The organism is Mesoterricola silvestris (assembly GCF_030295405.1).
Classification (GTDB): Bacteria; Acidobacteriota; Holophagae; order Holophagales; family Holophagaceae; genus Mesoterricola; species Mesoterricola silvestris.
In genome coordinates, this window is record NZ_AP027080.1 from 1,563,629 (window position 1) to 1,580,244 (window position 16,616).

Genomic DNA, 16,616 nt, shown 5'->3' on the forward strand with positions numbered 1-16,616 from the left:
CCATTTCAGGATGTCCCCACAGGCCCTCTCCGATACGACCCCCTCCAGGCGCTGCGACTGGCTCGACCTCATCCGGGGGTGGGCCGTGATCGTGATGATCGAGGTCCACTGCGTGAACGTGTGGCTCCACAAGGGGCTGATCCCGGACTGGCTCAACTACCTCAACGGCCTGGTGGCCCCCAGCTTCATCCTGGCCGCGGGCTACAGCCTGGCCCTCTCCACCTTCCGCCCCGACGGGACGATCCGGCCCTTCGGGCCCACCGCGAAGCGCCTGGGCTTCATCCTTGTCTGCGCCTACCTCCTCCACGCCCCGGGGCTGACCTTCGCGGAATGGACGGTGCTGGCCACCCCGCAGAAGTACCGGGAGCTCTTCAAGATCGACGTGCTCCAGTGCATCGTCTACTCCCTCCTGATCCTCCAGGGGCTGGCGCGGCTCATCCGCAGGCCCCTGGCCTACGCGGCGGTGGCCCTGGCCCTGGCCCTGGGTGTCACCCTGGCCGCGCCGCACCTGTGGCGCGCGGGGGTGGCCGACGGCCTCTGGATGCCCATTCGCGGCCTCGTGAACGGCAACACGGACCGGGGGGTGACGGCCCTGTTCCCGCTGTTCCCGTGGTTCTCCTTCGCGGCCTTCGGATCGGTGCTGGGGGCCCTGTACCGCCACTACCGGGTGCTGCCCGTGGAGGGGCGGGCCCGCTGGAGCGAGGGGCGCTGGCTGGCGGTGCTGGCTGCGGCGGGGGTGGTGCTGGCGGCCTGGGGCACCTGGCAGTCCCGCACCTGGCTCTGGAACGGGCCCTGGTCCACCTGGGAGATGGGCCGGCTCCACAACACGACCCTGCCCAGCGTCGCCCAGCGGGTGGGGGTGATCTGCATGGCGGGGGGCCTCCTGGGGTGGTTCGAAGCCGTGCGGGGGCGCTGGCCCGGGGCCAACGTCGTCATGGCCGCCTCCCGGGAATCGCTGCTGCTCTACCTCCTGCACCTCAACCTCATCTTCGGGCTGCTGCTGGCGGACCCCATCCGCCTGCGCACGGGGTGGGGCTGGTACCAGCTGGGCTGGACGGGCACCCTCGCCCTGACGGCGGCCCTCATCGCCCTGAATCTGGCGGCCGGGGTGGCCTGGCAGAAGGTCCGGCTGGACCCCGCCCGCACCCGCCGCCTCCAGCGGAGGGCCCTCCTGGCCCTGGGCATCTGGTTCGTGGCGGGGGGGTGGGTCACCTACCACCACTTCCGCCGGAGCCCCGAACTGGCCACGGAGCCCTACGCCTTCCTCAAGGCCGCCCGGGCCCGCAAGGGCCTGCCCCCCACCCCCGACGGGCTCAGCCGCGATCCCCTGGAGGGCATCCGCGAGAAGGTCCGGCTCCACGGGAAGCTCACGCCCGAGGAAAAACGCCTGCTAGAATCGAAGGGTGATTGAACCCCCAAGTACCGCCCCAGGGCCCTGGCTGGTCGCCCTTGCCGTTCTCGTCATCCTGTACCGGGCCGTTCTGGCCGGACTCCTGGAAGCCTTCCACGCGCTGCCCTCCATCCAGCGCCGGCGCATGCTGGAGGGGGTGAACCTCCGCAACCGGCTCCTGGCGCGGCTCCTGGTGGATCCCCACCTGCTGGGCCTGGGCATCTCCCTTCTCAACCAGGCCCTCCTGGTGGTGCTCCTGGGCCTGGCCTGGCCCCTGCGCACGGGGGTGCCGGGCGGGGCCTACGCGCTGGCCGTGGCGGCCCTGGCCTACATCTGGGCCCTGGACCTGGCCCTGCCCACCCTGGTGGTGGCCAGCGATCCCGGGGTTTGGATGGAGCGGCTCTTTCCCTGGTACGCCCCCGCGCACCGCCTCCTGGCCCCCCTGGTGGCGCCCCTGGCCCGGGTGGTGCAGCGCCAGCGCGCCGACCACGACCGCTCCCGGGTGGAGGAGGACGAGGAGGTGCCCGAGGAGGCCGTCACCGCCCTGCTGGAGGAGGGCGAGGCCGAAGGCATCCTGGAGGAGGAGGACCGGGAGCTCATCCGCAACGTGGTGGAATTCGGCGACACCGTCGTGCGCGAGGTCATGACGCCCCGAACGCTGGTCCAGGGCATCCCCCTCACGGCCACCTTCAAGGAGGCCTGGGGGGCCTTCCGGGCCAGCCGCCACTCCCGCATGCCGCTGTACGACGGCACCATCGACACCATCGTGGGGGTCCTGATCCTCAAGGACCTCATGCAGGTGGGCCGGGACACCTCCGTGGACCTCCACGCCCTGGCCAAGCCCCCCTGCTTCGTCCCCGAGAGCAAGAACATCCTGCAGCTCCTGCGGGAGATGCAGCGCAACCGCCAGCAGCTGGCGGTGGTGGTGGACGAGTTCGGCAGCGTCTCGGGCATCGTGAGCCTGGAGGACCTCCTGGAGGAGGTCTTCGGGGAGATCCACGACGAGCACGAGTTCCAGGCGGAGATCGTGGAGGTGGTCCCGGGCGAGTTCCTGGTGTCGGGCCAGGTGCACGTGGACGACCTGGAGGAGCGCACCGGCCTGGTCTACGAACGGGACGGCTTCGACACCCTGGGCGGCCTGATCATGGCCCGGCTGGGGCGGATCCCCGTGCCCCAGGAGGTGGTGGAGGTGGAGGGCGCCCGGCTCATCGTGCAGAAGATGGAGGGGCGCCGGATCCTCCAGGTGCTGGTGCAGCGTCAGGACAGGTAGGCCTTGATCTTGCCCAGGAGCCGGGCGAATTCCACGGGCTTGCTCTCGAAGTCGGTGCAGCCCGCGGCCATGGCCTTTTCCCGGTCGCTGGTCATGGCGTGGGCGGTGAGGGCGATGATGGGGATGTCCCGGGTGGTCTCGCCCGCGCGCAGGATCCGGGTGGCCTCGTAGCCGTCCAGCACGGGAAGGCTGATGTCCATGAGGACCAGGTCGGGCAGCGCGGACCGGGTGACGGCCACGGCCTCCTCGCCGTCCTCGGCGAAGATGACCTCGAACCCGCGGCGCGCCAGGAGCCGGGACAGGGAATCCCGGTTCATCTCGTTGTCTTCCACGAGCAGGATCTTCGGCATCGGACGGCCTCAGGCTATGGCCCCAGTTTACCAAGGAAATTCCCCCGGCCCCGACTTAAGCTGAAGGGGTCGGAGTTTGCATGTTCAAGAAGATCCTGGCCGTCCTGGCCCTCGCCGCGGTGCCCGTCACCGTCGCCGTCATCCGCATGAAGGCCGCCCGCCGCCTGGTTCCCCAGCCGCGGGGCATGGTGCTGGGGATGTACGCCGGCCTGCCGGACTACGACTACCGGGAGGAGCTGGAGCGCATCGCGGCCACGGGCGCCACCTGCGTGAGCCTCCAGGCCATCTACCGCATGGAGACCGGCACCAGCGACGAGGTGGTGCGCCACCCCACCAGCAGCCCCACGGAGCGGGCCCTGCGCCGCACCTTCCGCCAGGCCCGGGACCTGCAGCTGCGGGTGATGTTCTTCCCCACCATCAACCTCCGGGACGAGGCGGAGAACGCCAAGTGGTGGCGGGGCAACATCCACCCCGCCCACTGGGACCGGTGGTGGGCCAACTACGAGGCCTTCAACGTGCACCTGGCCGCCCTGGCCCAGGAGGGCGGGGTGGAGTGGTACAGCGTGGGCACCGAGATGGCCAGCACCCACGCCTTCCCGGACCGGTGGCGGGCCCTGGTGGCCGCGGTGCGCCGGGTCTACCGGGGCAAGATCACCTACAGCGTCAATTTCGACAGCCACGACAGCTTCACCTTCGGGGACTGCCTGGACGTGATCGGCATGAACACCTACGACCCCATCGACAAGTTCGAGGAGTACCCCCGGCCCGACGCCATCCGCGACGCCTGGTGGTGGATCGTCAACAAGGCCCGCACCCTCCACGCGCGGTTCGGCAGGCCCGTCATGGTCACCGAGGTGGGCTACCCCAGCGTCGCCCACGCCCACGTGGGGCCCTGGGACTTCCGCACCGACAAGCCCCGGGACCTGGAGCTCCAGGACCTGCTGGTGGGCGGGGCCCTGAAGGTGCTGCGCAACTGGAGCGACGGCGAGGCGGTCTTCTACTACCTCTACGGCGAGAACCTGAACGTCAAGCCCGTGGGCGGCCCCGAGGACCGCACCTACGCCATCTGGGGCAAGCCCGTGGAGAAGACCCTCAAGGACTACTTCGCCCTGCCCATCTTCGAAGGGCACATCCCCCCCAAGCCCTCCGACCGCCACGACGCCATGATCCAGACCCTGGTCAGCGACCTGCGCAAGGAGCGGGACTACGAGGACGGCGCCCTCCCGCCCTGGGCGCAGGACTGGATGGCCACCCACCCCGCCGACGCCGCGGAGGCCCGCGCCGTCATCGCCAAGGAACCCCGGCCCCGGCACAAAATCCCCAAGGGCCGGGAATCGGAAACCCACTAGACTGGCATCCCATGGTCACTCCGCCCTTTCCGTCCCGTCCCGCGAAGACCGCCCTCCTGGTGGAGGACGAGCAGTCCACGCTGCGGTTCTACCAGGCCGGTCTCAAGGGCCTCCAGGAGTTCACCCTCCTTTCCGCCCGCAACGGCCAGGAGGCCCTGGAGCTCCTCAAGGGCCAGGCCGTGGACGTGGTGGTCACCGACCTCAACATGCCCGTGCTGGACGGCTACGGGCTCATCGCGGCCCTGGCCCAGCGCTACCCCAGCCTGCCCATCATCGTCATCACCTCCGTGGCCGACGCCTCCCTTCAGAACCAGGCCCTGGACCTGGGGGCCCTGCAGGTCATCCCCAAGCCACCCCGGCTCTCCACGCTCATGGAGGCCATCCGCACCGCGGGCGGCCTCAGCGCCCCCGGCCTCGTGCGGGGCGTGGGCATCGGCAGCCTCCTGCAGCTCATGAACTGGGAGCGCCGCACCGCCACCTTCACCGTGCGGGGCCCCGAGGCCACGGGCTACCTCTACGTCAAGGACGGCGAGCTGATCCACGCCGCCCTGGGCGCCGAGGAGGGCCTGGTGGCGGCCTACCAGCTCCTGAGCTGGGAGGGCGCCCAGGTGGAGTTCGTCTACACCTGCCGGGTGCAGGCCACCATCGACCTGCCCCTGGCGGAGATCCTCATGAACCTGGCCCTCTTCCGGGACATGAAGGTGAAGAAGATCCTGCCCCCCGACCCCTTCTACGACGACAAGTGGACCCGCTGACCATGCGCATCATCCTCGCCCGCCACGGCGAAACCCAGTGGAACGTGGAAGGCCGCCACCAGGGCCAGACCTTCGACATCCCCCTTTCCCCCCGGGGCAGGGCCCAGGCCGGGGCCCTGGGCCGGCGCCTTGCGGGCCTGGAGATCGCCCGGGCCGTGGCCTCGCCCCTGCTGCGGGCCCGGGAGACGGCGGAGCTGGCCCTGGGGGACCGGCCCCTGGCCCTGGACGCACGCCTGGTCGAGCTCTCCCACGGCGAATGGGAGGGGCGCCTCACCTCCGAGATCCAGGCCTCCCACCCGGACCTGCGCCGGGCCTGGCGGGAGACCCCCCACCTGGTGTCGCCCCCCGGGGGCGAGGGCTTCCGGGACGTGGAGGCCCGGGCCTGGCCCGCTCTGTGCGAGGCCTGCCGGGGCCTGGGCCCCGAGGAGGTGGCGGTGCTGGTGACCCACGACGGGGTGAACCGGGCGCTGCTGGCCCGGGTCCTGGGACTGGATCTCAGCCGGGTCTGGTCCTTCCGCCAGGCTCCCACCTGTCTTAACCTGCTTGAAGGAACCGATGTGGACCACCTCCAGGTGGTGCGGCTCAACGACGCGGCCCACCTCCACGACCTGTTCGGCGAGGTCGTCCACCGGAAGCTGTGATCGCGATGACAAAAAATTTTCACACGCCGGGAAATTTCTTTCTTATGCTCGTCCCTTTTGCCAAAATACCCCATCATCTTCAATAGTCCCTAGGCAACCCATCTTCCAGGAAGGATCTATGTCCCAGCTGAAGCCCTTCAAGGCCTACCGTCCCAAGCCCCAACTCGCCGGCCAGGTGGCCGCCGTGCCGTACGACGTCGTGAACACCGACGAGGCGCGGGCCCTGGCGGCGGGAAACCCCCACTCCTTCCTCCACGTGGGCCGCCCGGAGATCGATCTCCCGGCCTCCACCGACATCCACGCCGACGAGGTGTACGCCCAGGGCGTCAAGGCCCTCAAGCGCCTCATCGCCGAGGGCACGCTCCTGCACGAGGACCAGCCCTGCCTCTACGTCTACCAGCAGCGCATGGGCGACCACGTCCAGGCCGGGCTCGTGGGCCTGTGCTCCGTGAAGGAGTACGAGGACGGCCAGATCAAGCGCCACGAGTACACCCGCAAGGACAAGGAGGACGACCGCACCCGCCACGTCACGGAGCAGGGCGCCAACGCCGAGCCGGTGTTCCTGGCCTACCGCGCCGTGCCCTACATCGATTCCCTCGTGGACAAGATCCGCGCCACCGAGCCCCTCTACGACGTCACCACCCCCGACGGCATCGGGCACACCGTCTGGCGCATCGACCACGAGACCCACATCTACACCCTCAACCACCTCTTCGACGCCATCCCCGCCCTCTACATCGCCGACGGCCACCACCGCACCGCCGCGGCCATCCGCTACGGCCAGGCCCGCCGCGCCGCCGCCCAGGACCCCACGGGCGACGAGAGCTTCGAGAGCTTCATGGCCGTCGTCTTCCCCCACGACCAGCTCAAGATCATGGACTACAACCGGGTCGTCAAGGACCTCAACGGCCTGACCCCCGAGGCGTTCCTGGCCAAGGTGGGCGAGAAGTTCACCGTGGCCCCCGCCGGGGACCGCAGCCCCAAGGCCCCCACCTCCTTCGGCATGTTCCTGGAAGGGACCTGGTACACCCTCACGGCCAAGCCCGGGTCCTTCCCCGCCGGCGACCCCGTGCGCAGCCTGGACGTGAGCATCCTCCAGGAGAACCTCCTGGCCCCCGTCCTGGGCATCCAGGACCCCCGCACCGACACCCGCATCGACTTCGTCGGCGGCATCCGCGGCATGGACGAGCTGGAGCGGCGCGTGGCCAACGGCTACAAGGTGGCCTTCTCCATGTTCCCCACCTCCCTGGAGCAGCTCATGGACGTGGCCGACGCCGGCCAGATCATGCCGCCCAAGTCCACCTGGTTCGAGCCCAAGCTCCGCTCGGGCCTCCTGGTTCGGCTCTACGAAGACTAGCGAAACGACGGGGGCCGCCGCCGGCGGCCCCCTTTCCATGCCCATTCCCCAGGGAGGTTCATCATGAAGATTCTCATCGCGGACGCGTTCGACGCGACGCTGCCCAAGCGGCTCGAGGCCCTCGGCGAAGTTTCCAGCGACATGGCGGACCTGGGCGGCGCCCACGTCCTCCTGATCCGCTCCAAGACCACCGTCAACCCCGATCTCCTCGCCAAGGCCCCCAACCTCAAGCTCGTCATCCGCGGCGGCGTGGGGCTGGACAACGTGGACAAGGAGGCCTGCAAGGCCAAGGGCATCAAGGTCATGAACACCGCGGCCGCCTCCAGCGTCTCCGTGGCGGAAATGGCCATGGCCTTCATGGTGAGCATCCCGGCCCGCCTCATCGAGGCCCACATGGCCATGAAGGAAGGCAAGTTCCCCAAGAGCGAGCTCAAGCGCACCGAGCTGTTCAAGAAGACCCTGGGCCTCATCGGCGCCGGCGCCATCGCCACGGAAGTGGCCAAGCGCGCCGCGGGCTTCGGCATGAAGGTCATCGCCTACGATCCCTTCCTCTCCTCCCACGCCCACGCCGAGCTGAAGACCCTGGACGAGGTGCTGGCCGAATCCGACTTCCTCAGCTTCCACACGCCGCTCACCGACCAGACCCGGGGCATGTTCAACGCCGCCACCATCGCCAAGATGAAGGACGGCGTGATCATCATCAACACCGGCCGCGGCAAGGTCGTGGTGGAGAAGGACCTGGCCGAGGCCCTGGAATCCGGCAAGGTGCGCGCCTACGGCACCGACGTGTGGCCCAGCGATCCCCCGCCCGCGGACTGCCCCCTGCTCACGGCCAAGAACGTCTTCATGGCCCCCCACATCGGCGGCAGCAGCAAGGAGAACCTCGGCCGCATCGGGGACATCGTCGTCGAGACCCTTTCCACGTTCAAGCTCTAGGAGATTTCCATGACCAACCGCGCCATCAACTTCTACGCCGGTCCCGCCGGCCTGCCCCTGCCCGCCCTGGAACGGGCCAAGGAGGAGCTCCTGGACTTCGCCGGCACCGGCATGTCCGTCATGGAGGTCAGCCACCGCTCCAAGGAATACGACGCCGTGCACGAGGAGGCCCTGGCGCTCACCCGTGAGCTCATGGGCATTCCCGCCAACTACAAGATCATCCTCCTCCAGGGCGGCGCCCACCTCTCCTTCGGCATGATCCCCCTCAACTTCCTGCGCGGGAGCCACAAGGCCGACTACATCAACACCGGCAACTGGGCGGAGAAGGCCTACAAGGAGGCCAAGCTCGTGGGCGGCGAAGAGCGCGTGCGCCTCGCCGGCTCCACCAAGGCCGAGAACTACGCCCGCCTCCCGAAGAAGTCCGAGCTGAACATCCACCCGGATTCCATGTACGTGCACTTCACCTCCAACAACACCGTCGAGGGCACCCAGTGGCAGGAATTCCCCGAGACCGGCGGGATCCCCTACATCTGCGACATGTCCTCGGACATCATGTGGCGCCCCTTCGACGTGTCGAAGTTCGGCATGATCTACGCCGGCGCCCAGAAGAACCTCGGACCCTCCGGCGTCACCCTCCACATCGTCTCCGACGAATTCCTGGAGAAGGCCGAGGCCCAGGACCTGCCCAGCTACCTGCGCTACAAGCTCCACGCCGAGAAGAACAGCCTCTACAACACCCCGCCCACCTTCGGCATCTACATCCTGCGCAACGTGCTGGCCTACAACAAGTCCATCGGCGGCCTCAAGGCCATCGAGGCCAACAACCGCAGGAAGGGCGAGCTGCTCTACGGCTGCATCGACAAGCACGCCGGCTTCTTCAAGCCCTTCGTCACCGAGAAGGCCGACCGTTCCCTCATGAACGTGGATTTCTTCCTCCCCACCGAGGAGCTCACCGACATGTTCGTGAAGGAGGCCAAGAAGGCCGGCATGGTGGGCCTCAAGGGCTACCGTGACGTGGGCGGCATCCGGGTGTCCACCTACAACGCGGTCACGGTGCAGAACGTGGAGACCCTCGTGCAGTTCATGGAAGCGTTCGTGAAGAAGAACGGCTAAGCGCCGAGACGGTTCCAGGCGGGGGCGCTTCCTCGGGAGCGCCCCCGCTGCGTTCAGGGGCGTTTCGAAATGTCCAAGGACCGGGTTGGCAAGGGCTTATCATGGAAGGGACCCCCTTTCGGAGCCTGGAAGCGGAATGCATCATGAAAAGCCCAATCCCCTGGGGCGCTGGTTCGTCGGACTGGCGGTGGCGGCCCTGTGCGTGCCCGGGATGCTGGCGGTGGCCGGGCGGGGGCTCGAGCCCCAGGTGGTGGTCGTGCTGCTGGGGATCGCCCTGGCCTCGGCGGGGGCGGGGGCGGTGTTCTGGAACCGGCGGGAAGCCGCGGAGGGGGAGCCCGCGAACCGGCTGGAGCTGGCCTGCAGGCGGGTGCTGGTGCGCTTTTCCCGGTCCCGGGACGAGGCCTGGTACCGCTGGGGCCTGGCAGCGACCAACCGTGGAAGCGCTCTGGCCTTCCTGGAGGAGGCCGCCCGCCTGGGGCATGCGGAGGCGCATTTCGAGTTGGGCCTGTATTTCGAAGAGAGCGGCCAGGGCCAGGCGGGACGGGAGCTGGCGGCCCGGCATTACCGCAGCGCGGCCGAGGCGGGACATTCCGAGGCCTCCTTCCGGCTGGCCGAGCTCCTGCGCTGGGGCATCGGCCCCGCCCGGGATCCGGGAGCCGCGCAGCGCTGGTACCTCCGCAGCGCCAACGAGGGGTTCCGGCCGGCCATGGACTGGCTGTCCCGGGCCTACGAATTCGGAGAGGACCTGCCCGAGGACCTGGAGAAGGCGGTGTACTGGACCGTGAAGGCCCGCGCCGCCCAGCGGGTGGGTCTGCGCATCAGCCACTTCGCCCGGGCCCGGGCCCTGGGCCCCCGGGCCACCGAGGAGATCTCCCGGGGATGGGAGGACACCATGGAAACCCTCGTCCCCGCCGACACGGACCGGGGCCAGGCCTGCTTCCGCATGGGCATGAGCTTCCTGAGCGGCGCCGCCCCCCGGGACCCCGAGGCCGCGAAGGTCTGGCTCCAGCGCGCCGCCGAAGCCGGCCACGTGGAGGCCATGGCCGAACTGGGCGAGCTCCTGGCCCCTTCCGGGGACGCCCAGGCCTGGTTCCAGCGCGCCGGAGCCGCGGGCCACCAGGGGGCCCAGATCCGCCTGGGCCAACTGGAATCGCCGAACTAGGGTTCCGATGGCGATAGTTCTCGCCCCAATCTTCACCTCAATGCCGTCCCAATCGATCTCCCTTCGAGTCAGCTGACCCTACAGCTTGGACCTGAGGTTCTTTATCTTGCCCTTTCCCCTGGATCCTATTCATCCCCGTTTGGATTTCGCTTGGAGTTGTCGCCACTCTTGGGTCAGGGACGTCGAGTGACATGCGCTCCGACCCACCTCTGCGTCAGCCCTGCGGAAACCGGGATGAACGCCGATTGATGGGATGAATAGGGATCCGCTCAACCTGGAACAGGCCCTTCATCAGGGTTTCAGGAAGCTAGGGTATGCCGGCACACCTAGACCTTTGGCATGTCCAGGTAGTCGAAGGGGTTCACCTTCCAGTCGTCGGGGTCCTCGTTGCCCACGATGGCGTCCATGCCGTTTTCCGTCGCGGCCATGTCCAGGTCGAAGGGGTCGATGCGCGTGCGCTTCACGCAGTCGTACATGACCCGGATCTTGGGGCTGAGGAGGCCCTCGGTGCTCTGTTCCAGCACCACGGCGAGGCGCTTGCTCTCGAGCTGGACCAGGGAGCCCACGGGGTAGATGCCCAGGGCGTGGATGAAGTGCTGGACCAGTTCCTCGTCCATGTGGGGCTCGGCGGTGGCGGAGGGGTCGCTCCACTCGTAGATTTTCTTGAGGGCCAGGGGGGGCTCCATGCCCTTGTGGTAGACGCGGTTGGAGGTGATGGCGTCGTACACGTCCACGATCGCGGCCATGCGCCCCAGGAGGGAGATGTCGGCGCCCTTCTTGCCGAGCGGGTACCCCGTGCCGCAGAACTTCTCGTGATGCTCGCCGGCGATCTGGAACACGGCCTGGGAGATGCCGGGGGTCTTGTGCAGCACCTCCAGGCCCAGGTTCACATGGTTCTTCATGATGGTGAATTCGGCGTCGGTGAGCTTGCCGGGCTTGTTGAGGATGTGATCGGGCACCCGCATCTTGCCGATGTCGTGGAGCATGCCGCCCACGCCGGCCTCGTGGATGATCTCCGGGGGCAGCTCCATGGCGCGGCAGAAGGAGATCAGCAGCGTGGCCACGCTCACGGAGTGCTGGAAGGTGTAGGTGTCCCCCTCGCGGATGCGGCAGAGGCTCACCAGGGTGCCGGGATTGCGCAGGATGGAATCGGTGATCTTGTTGATGACGGGTTCCACCCGTTCCACCTGGATGCGCTTGCCCAGGCGCACATCCTCCAGGATCGAGTGGATGACCTTGTTGGCCTCCTTCGTGATCTGCTTGGCGAAGACCAGCTCCTCCTGGTGGCTGGTCTTCACCTCGGCGCCCGGGGCCGTGGCCACGGGGGAGTGAAGGATCTTCTCCTGGACGCCCTGCTCCACCGCCTCCCGGCTGGGCGCCTCCACGTCCTCCAGCACGTCGATGCCCTTCTGGGTATCGATGTAGACCTCGGTGATCCCGCTCTTGGCGATCTTCTCCAGATCGGCCTCCTTGCGGAGCATGAAGCTGTTCCTCAGGAAGGAGTGGTCCATCCATCCGCAGTTGAGGTCGTGGATGAACATTCCCAGCCTGAGATCCTGCTTCTTCACCTTCTTGATCATCGGTCCGTCCGGAAAAGGGGCTGCACGCTAGAGGCTATCGACCCGCCCGGAGAGTGTCATGTGAAAGTTTCCGTGTGCGATTCCCGTGACATTGGCCTATTCCAGGAGTCGGGAATACCTCTGGCGCCCGGGTGCGGCGGGCCTGTTTCCGGGTCCTGACAGGCCGCGGGGGGACGGCGCCGGAAGGGGACGCGGGCCCAGGGAATGCGATCCGGCATGAGGCTTGATGGGGAGAGGGGCGTTCCCGGGAGCGCCCATGAAAGCCATCCTTCTCTCCGGCCTCCTCGCCTTCATGCCCCTCCAGGGCGGCAAGGCCAAGGCCCCGCCGGAACCCATCGACCTGAACACGGCCACGGCCACGGAGCTCATGCAACTGCCCCGGGTGGGCGCCCGCACCGCGGCCCGGATCCTGGACTACCGCAGGACCCACGGCCCCTTCCGCAAACCCGAGGAGATCATGAACATCAAGGGCATCGGGGAGAAGGCCTTCCTGCGCCTGCGGCCCCACCTCCGGGCGGGAGAGGCGCCGTGAAGGCGCAGGGGCACACCCTCCTGGAGGCCCTGCTGGTCCTGGCCCTCCTGTCGATCCTCGGGGCCGCGGGGGGGGTGGCCCTGGCGACCCAGGGGCCCGGCCTGACCTTCCTGCCGGCGGAGCTCCGGGCGGCCGTGGACCAGGCCTTCCTCCTGGCCCGGGCCCGGGGCGGGGATGTGCGCCTGGCCCTTGGGGGGCCGGGGGGGGACGTGGCGCCGGTGGTCCTTCCCCGGGGCCTGCGGTGGGGGCTGCCCGGCGCGGGGGTGCCCGTCCCGCCGGGGCTGCGGCAGCCCCGCAGGGCCCACCTCACCGGCGCCGCCCACCCGGTGGTCACGGTCACCCCCCGCGGCACCGCCACCGGCACGGCCTGGTACCTCACGGACGGCCGGGATGCCGTATACGTGGGGCTCACCGGGCGGGGCGAGGTGCATGTGCGGAGGTGGCGTGCGAGCCGGTGGGCCTGGGCCGACACCTGATGCGCATCGCCGACCTCTCCCCCCACCAGCGCCCCCGGGAGCGGCTCATGGCCGGTCTGGGCGGGGAACTGGGCGATGCCGAACTCCTGGCCCTGCTCTGGGGTTCCGGCACCCGGGGCCTCAGCGCCATCGACCTGGCCCAGGGGCTGCTGGCCCAGCACGGCGGCCTCCCGGGCCTCCTGGGCCTGGGCCCCGCGGAATGGTCGGCCCTCCCCGGCCTGGGCCCCGCCAAGGCCGGCCAGCTATGGGCGGCGGCGGAGCTGGCCCGCAGGGTTTTCCGGGGCCCGGTCCGGCCCCGGCTCCACACCCCCCAGGCCGCCGGCGCCTACCTCCTGGAGCGGTGCCGGGGCTGGACCGAGGAACGCTTCGGCCTCCTGGCCCTGAACGCCCGGGGCCTGCTGTTGGCGGACCGCCTCCTCAGCCAGGGCACCGCCCTGGGCACCCTGGTATCGCCCCGCGAGTTCTTCCGGGAAGCGCTGCGGTTCGGGGCGGTGTCAGCCATCGCCTTCCACAACCACCCCAGCGGCGAGGTCCAGCCCAGCGGCGAGGACCGCCGGCTCACCAAGCGCCTGCGGGAGGCGGGGGAGATGCTGGGAGTGCCCCTGTCCGATCACCTGATCATCGGCGCCGAAGGGTTCCACAGCTTCCGGACGGCGGAAGGGTGGGGGGGCTAAGGGTGGAAATCAGGGGAGTGGGGCCGGATCCGCGTGCCTTGGCTCCGCCAGAATGCGGACGTCCGCCAGCCGGATCCTCATGGTGCTGCCCTCGCTGAACTGGGATGCGAACTGGAGGTCGATGCGCTCTCCGGCCAGGCCGTCCAGGGGGAAGACCCGCTGCACCCAGCCTTCCCCGGCGTCGGCGTGGGTGATGCGCGCCAGCTCCCGGTGGGTGCCTCCGTGGGGCCCCTGGACGCGGATGACCAGGGCGTCCTCGGAGCCCGGGGCGGGGGCGGACACGTGGGTCCACAGGCGCAGCTCCAGGCGGACGGGGCCCGGCGGCAGGGCCACTTCCTGGGCCAGGTAGGGGTGCTTGCCCGGGCGCAGGGAGGTGGCGTCGAAGACCCGGCACTCGGATCCGGGCAACCCCGGCGGCGGGGGTTCCGCGGATTCGAGCCGGGCGTCCGTCACCCAGCCGCCCGAACCGAAGTCCTCCGACTGGAGGCCAGGGTCCAGCAGGACCTGCTGGCGGGGGTTGGCCAGGGTGAACGCCACCTCCCGGGAATGCACCACCTGGTCCTCCCGGTCCCGGAGGGCGGCCCGGAAGCCGTGGGGTCCGTTGGCCAGCAGCCTGGAGGCCGGCAGGCGCAGGTGGAAGGGGGCGGCGCCGGCCTTGCCCACCTGCACGCCGTCCACCAGGAAAGCTACGCACTTCACCTGGGACGGGTCGGGCACCGCAAGGGCCAGCAGCACCTCCTCCCCCAGCGGCTCGGCGGAAACCTCCACGCTGGGCAGCCACGCGTCCACCGGTTCGGTCAAGCGGCCCGGCTTGCCCACCCCCACCGCGCCGAAGGCGTCCCGCACCGCGAGGTCCTCCCGGGAATCCGGGCCGTAGAGGCGGCGGGCCACCGCCAGGGCGGCGCGGCGCGCGTCCCGGTAGTCGCTGAGGGGCTGCAGTTCCTGGGTCAGGGCCTGGTACCAGATGGCCGCGGCGCGATCGTTCCCGATGCCGGCCATGCCCTGGGGGAGCAGGGGGCTGCTCCAGGGGGGCGCGCCCCCGGGGCGGGGGGAGGCCTTTTCCTCCGGGGAACCGGTGGCGGCGGCTCCGGCGCTCAGGAAGCAGAGGGCGCGGTTCAGGGGGCCCGCCGCCACGTGCGGGTCCTGGATGCGGCCCAGGGCGGGGAACCAGCGATCCGGATGGCCCATCCGGGCCGGTTCGGCCATGTGGCGCATCAGTTCGGGTTCGGTGCCCTTGGGCCGGGGCTGGACCTGGAGACGCCAGGCGGTCCCCCCGTCGCCGATGTGGTTGCTGAACAGCCCCGAGGCCGGGTTGCCGCCGCCGGTGCGCGACCAGGTGTCGATCATCTGCCCAAAGAAGTCCGCGGTGGCCTCATCCAGGCCCCGGGCCTCGGCGCAGCCGTCGAGACCCGCCCGGCTGCTCCCGATGACCCCGTGGGTGAACTCATGGCCGAGGATGGCGGGGAAAACGAGGGGGTCGTAGGCCTGGGCGCGGCCCACCCGGATGATCCCGGTGGCGCCCGACCGGTCCCAGTGCACATCGTCGGCAGGGGGACCCCCGAGGAGGACCCGGACCCGGGTTCCCCTGCCATCGAAGCCATGGCGACCGTGCACGCGTTCGAAATAGGTCCAGGCGGCCGCCAGGGCGTGGGCCGCGCTGGCGGCCGTGCGCTCCCCTTCGTCGCCGGGCTTCTCCCCCAGGTCCACCACCCGCGCTTCCCCGGTGTGCCCCGCGTCCCCGCAGGCCTCCACGGTGTTGCCGCCGGCCAGGCCCCGCACCGGATCCCGGAGCAGGGGGCGGCCCCCGCCCGGGGGAAGGGTGGCGTCCAGGTCCACCGTGGCCGGGTCCAGGGCCGGCACCCGCACCCGCACGGGGGTGCCCAGGGCAGGGGCCAGGGGCCGTTCCTCCAGCACCCGCCCGCTGGTGGCGTCCAGCACATGGACCGCGTCCCTGGACCGGTCGGGGCCGGGCCAGCGGGCTTCCACCCGGTAGGCCCGCACATAGCCGGCGGCCACCCGGGGACGGGCCAGGGCGTCCGTCTCCCCCGGCCTCGCCAGATCCAGGGCGCGCATCACCGGGAAAAGGACCAGGAGCGGCTTGGACAGCCGGGGCGAATTCGCAGCGGGAAAGCGGGCCTGGAGCGCCGCCACCGCCCGAGCGGGTTCGAGGATCGGCCGGTGGGCTCCCAGCACCGGCGGCAGGTGCGCCGCGCCGCCGGCCCCGCGCAGGAGGGCCAGGGAGGGCGTCGCGGGCAGGGAGGCGCCCTCACTCGCGTGGGTGATCCCTTCCGATCCCAGGACCGGAAGGCTGTCCAGGAATTGGACCCACCGGGCGTGCGTCCCCGCTCCGTCCCGGAAGGACTCCAGGGGCACCCACGCGGCGCCGGGTCCCAGATCCGGCAGGCCGACTCCAGGCGGGGTGGCCGAGGCGGCCGGAGCCAGGACCAGCATGGAGGCGAGGAGGCCCAGGGAGATTCCTCGGCGGATGGGGAAGGGCGGGGCAAACGGGCTTCGCATTCGGAAGGAATGTGGACGGCGGGCACGAGGTTCCCGCCCGCCGCGGGGGCGGGGTTGGAACCCTCCGGGGGGTGGAGGCATTCCTGGGCGGGTCCCTCGATGGTCCCCAGCGGATCCCGAACCGGAAGGTCATGCATGTCCCAACCATTTGTTGCCCGGAGGCTGTCGTTGGCTTTCCTGCTTGCTTCCAGCCCCCTGCTGAAGGCCGCGGAGGCCGGGCCCGTCCCGGAACCCGGGCCCTTCGCCTTCCGCTACAGCGGCCCGGTTGGCCCGGCACTCGCCTTCCCCTGCCTGGCGGGGACCCGCGAGGCCGGCCGCCCCGGGCTCCTGGAAACGGCCGGGCAGGGCTTGGCCTTCCCGCCCCTCCCTGCTGCGCCCGGGGGGCCCCGCCTCCCGAGGGTCACCTACCCCGGGGAGCGCGCCTGGGTCGAGGCGCTGGATCTGGTGGCGTCGCTGTCCGGGGTTTTCATCGAACCCCGCGGACGGCTCGGCCCGGGCGGCGCGGCGGGGTCCT

The 16,616-nt window shown here is 70.1% G+C and carries 15 protein-coding genes; 12 read left to right on the plus strand and 3 right to left on the minus strand.

All coding sequences use genetic code 11. The features are described from left to right. Positions 1 to 10 precede the first annotated feature (10 nt). Positions 11 to 1,411, plus strand: a complete 1,401-nt coding sequence (locus R2J76_RS06520) for a heparan-alpha-glucosaminide N-acetyltransferase domain-containing protein (RefSeq protein ID WP_316415009.1) — start codon at positions 11 to 13, stop codon at positions 1,409 to 1,411. Beyond that, complete coding sequence (locus tag R2J76_RS06525) at positions 1,404 to 2,660, plus strand: hemolysin family protein (RefSeq protein ID WP_316415010.1); 1,257 nt, start codon at positions 1,404 to 1,406, stop codon at positions 2,658 to 2,660. The genes R2J76_RS06520 and R2J76_RS06525 overlap by 8 nt, the downstream gene beginning before the upstream one ends. Here R2J76_RS06525 and R2J76_RS06530 read toward each other — a convergent pair. Further along, positions 2,648 to 3,010, minus strand: a complete 363-nt coding sequence (locus tag R2J76_RS06530; RefSeq protein WP_316415011.1) for a response regulator — start codon at positions 3,008 to 3,010, stop codon at positions 2,648 to 2,650. The genes R2J76_RS06525 and R2J76_RS06530 overlap by 13 nt on opposite strands. Positions 3,011 to 3,090: 80 nt before the next feature. On the opposite strand from R2J76_RS06530, the gene R2J76_RS06535 reads away from it, so the two are divergent. From R2J76_RS06535 to R2J76_RS06565, 7 genes are all read left to right on the plus strand, one after another. Next, positions 3,091 to 4,359 (plus strand): glycoside hydrolase family 113, encoded by a 1,269-nt coding sequence (locus R2J76_RS06535; protein WP_316415013.1) that lies wholly within the window; start codon positions 3,091 to 3,093, stop codon positions 4,357 to 4,359. Positions 4,360 to 4,370: 11 nt separating this feature from the next. Next, positions 4,371 to 5,114, plus strand: a complete 744-nt coding sequence (locus R2J76_RS06540; RefSeq protein ID WP_316415015.1) for a response regulator — start codon at positions 4,371 to 4,373, stop codon at positions 5,112 to 5,114. A gap of 2 nt (positions 5,115 to 5,116) precedes the next feature. After that, complete coding sequence (locus R2J76_RS06545) at positions 5,117 to 5,755, plus strand: histidine phosphatase family protein (protein WP_316415016.1); 639 nt, start codon at positions 5,117 to 5,119, stop codon at positions 5,753 to 5,755. Between the two features lie 118 nt (positions 5,756 to 5,873). Further along, entirely contained in the window at positions 5,874 to 7,112 is a 1,239-nt protein-coding gene (locus R2J76_RS06550; protein WP_316415017.1) for a DUF1015 domain-containing protein, read from the plus strand. A gap of 63 nt (positions 7,113 to 7,175) precedes the next feature. Continuing rightward, positions 7,176 to 8,048 (plus strand): NAD(P)-dependent oxidoreductase, encoded by an 873-nt coding sequence (locus R2J76_RS06555; protein ID WP_316415018.1) that lies wholly within the window; start codon positions 7,176 to 7,178, stop codon positions 8,046 to 8,048. Positions 8,049 to 8,057: 9 nt separating this feature from the next. After that, on the plus strand, positions 8,058 to 9,161 hold the full coding sequence (gene serC / locus R2J76_RS06560; RefSeq protein WP_316415019.1) for a 3-phosphoserine/phosphohydroxythreonine transaminase: 1,104 nt from the start codon (positions 8,058 to 8,060) through the stop codon (positions 9,159 to 9,161). 136 nt (positions 9,162 to 9,297) lie between these two features. Further along, a complete protein-coding gene (locus R2J76_RS06565; RefSeq protein WP_316415020.1) occupies positions 9,298 to 10,323 on the plus strand; it encodes a tetratricopeptide repeat protein in 1,026 nt (341 codons plus the stop codon). Between the two features lie 326 nt (positions 10,324 to 10,649). Here R2J76_RS06565 and R2J76_RS06570 read toward each other — a convergent pair whose 3' ends face one another. After that, positions 10,650 to 11,903, minus strand: a complete 1,254-nt coding sequence (locus R2J76_RS06570) for an HD-GYP domain-containing protein (protein ID WP_316415021.1) — start codon at positions 11,901 to 11,903, stop codon at positions 10,650 to 10,652. Positions 11,904 to 12,159: 256 nt separating this feature from the next. Here R2J76_RS06570 and R2J76_RS06575 point away from each other — a divergent pair, with 256 nt between their 5' ends. From R2J76_RS06575 to radC, 3 genes are read left to right on the plus strand one after another with little or no spacing between them, the layout of a single operon-like run. Beyond that, positions 12,160 to 12,435, plus strand: coding sequence for a ComEA family DNA-binding protein (locus tag R2J76_RS06575; protein WP_316415022.1), 276 nt, complete (start codon positions 12,160 to 12,162; stop codon positions 12,433 to 12,435). Continuing rightward, on the plus strand, positions 12,432 to 12,911 hold the full coding sequence (locus tag R2J76_RS06580; protein ID WP_316415023.1) for a prepilin-type N-terminal cleavage/methylation domain-containing protein: 480 nt from the start codon (positions 12,432 to 12,434) through the stop codon (positions 12,909 to 12,911). Before R2J76_RS06575 ends, R2J76_RS06580 begins: the two co-directional genes overlap by 4 nt. Beyond that, a complete protein-coding gene (gene radC / locus R2J76_RS06585; protein ID WP_316415024.1) occupies positions 12,911 to 13,585 on the plus strand; it encodes a RadC family protein in 675 nt (224 codons plus the stop codon). The genes R2J76_RS06580 and radC overlap by 1 nt, the downstream gene beginning before the upstream one ends. Before the next feature lie 9 nt (positions 13,586 to 13,594). Here the strand turns inward: radC and R2J76_RS06590 are convergent, their stop codons facing one another. Continuing rightward, positions 13,595 to 16,102: a M4 family metallopeptidase gene (locus R2J76_RS06590; RefSeq protein WP_316415025.1), complete on the minus strand. Its 2,508-nt coding sequence runs from the start codon at positions 16,100 to 16,102 to the stop codon at positions 13,595 to 13,597. Between the last annotated feature and the right edge of the window lie 514 nt (positions 16,103 to 16,616).

Excerpts from the sequence above, each read along its gene's own strand:
- R2J76_RS06570 (WP_316415021.1), bottom strand. The coding sequence starts at position 11,903 with ATGATCAAGAAGGTGAAGAAGCAGGATCTCAGGCTGGGAATGTTCATC.
- serC (WP_316415019.1), top strand. The coding sequence starts at position 8,058 with ATGACCAACCGCGCCATCAACTTCTACGCCGGTCCCGCCGGCCTGCCC.
- R2J76_RS06565 (WP_316415020.1), top strand. The coding sequence starts at position 9,298 with ATGCATCATGAAAAGCCCAATCCCCTGGGGCGCTGGTTCGTCGGACTG.
- R2J76_RS06555 (WP_316415018.1), top strand. The coding sequence starts at position 7,176 with ATGAAGATTCTCATCGCGGACGCGTTCGACGCGACGCTGCCCAAGCGG.
- R2J76_RS06550 (WP_316415017.1), top strand. The coding sequence starts at position 5,874 with ATGTCCCAGCTGAAGCCCTTCAAGGCCTACCGTCCCAAGCCCCAACTC.
- R2J76_RS06530 (WP_316415011.1), bottom strand. The coding sequence starts at position 3,010 with ATGCCGAAGATCCTGCTCGTGGAAGACAACGAGATGAACCGGGATTCC.
- R2J76_RS06535 (WP_316415013.1), top strand. The coding sequence starts at position 3,091 with ATGTTCAAGAAGATCCTGGCCGTCCTGGCCCTCGCCGCGGTGCCCGTC.
- R2J76_RS06540 (WP_316415015.1), top strand. The coding sequence starts at position 4,371 with ATGGTCACTCCGCCCTTTCCGTCCCGTCCCGCGAAGACCGCCCTCCTG.
- R2J76_RS06575 (WP_316415022.1), top strand. The coding sequence starts at position 12,160 with ATGAAAGCCATCCTTCTCTCCGGCCTCCTCGCCTTCATGCCCCTCCAG.
- radC (WP_316415024.1), top strand. The coding sequence starts at position 12,911 with ATGCGCATCGCCGACCTCTCCCCCCACCAGCGCCCCCGGGAGCGGCTC.
- R2J76_RS06545 (WP_316415016.1), top strand. The coding sequence starts at position 5,117 with ATGCGCATCATCCTCGCCCGCCACGGCGAAACCCAGTGGAACGTGGAA.
- R2J76_RS06590 (WP_316415025.1), bottom strand. The coding sequence starts at position 16,102 with ATGCGAAGCCCGTTTGCCCCGCCCTTCCCCATCCGCCGAGGAATCTCC.
- R2J76_RS06520 (WP_316415009.1), top strand. The coding sequence starts at position 11 with ATGTCCCCACAGGCCCTCTCCGATACGACCCCCTCCAGGCGCTGCGAC.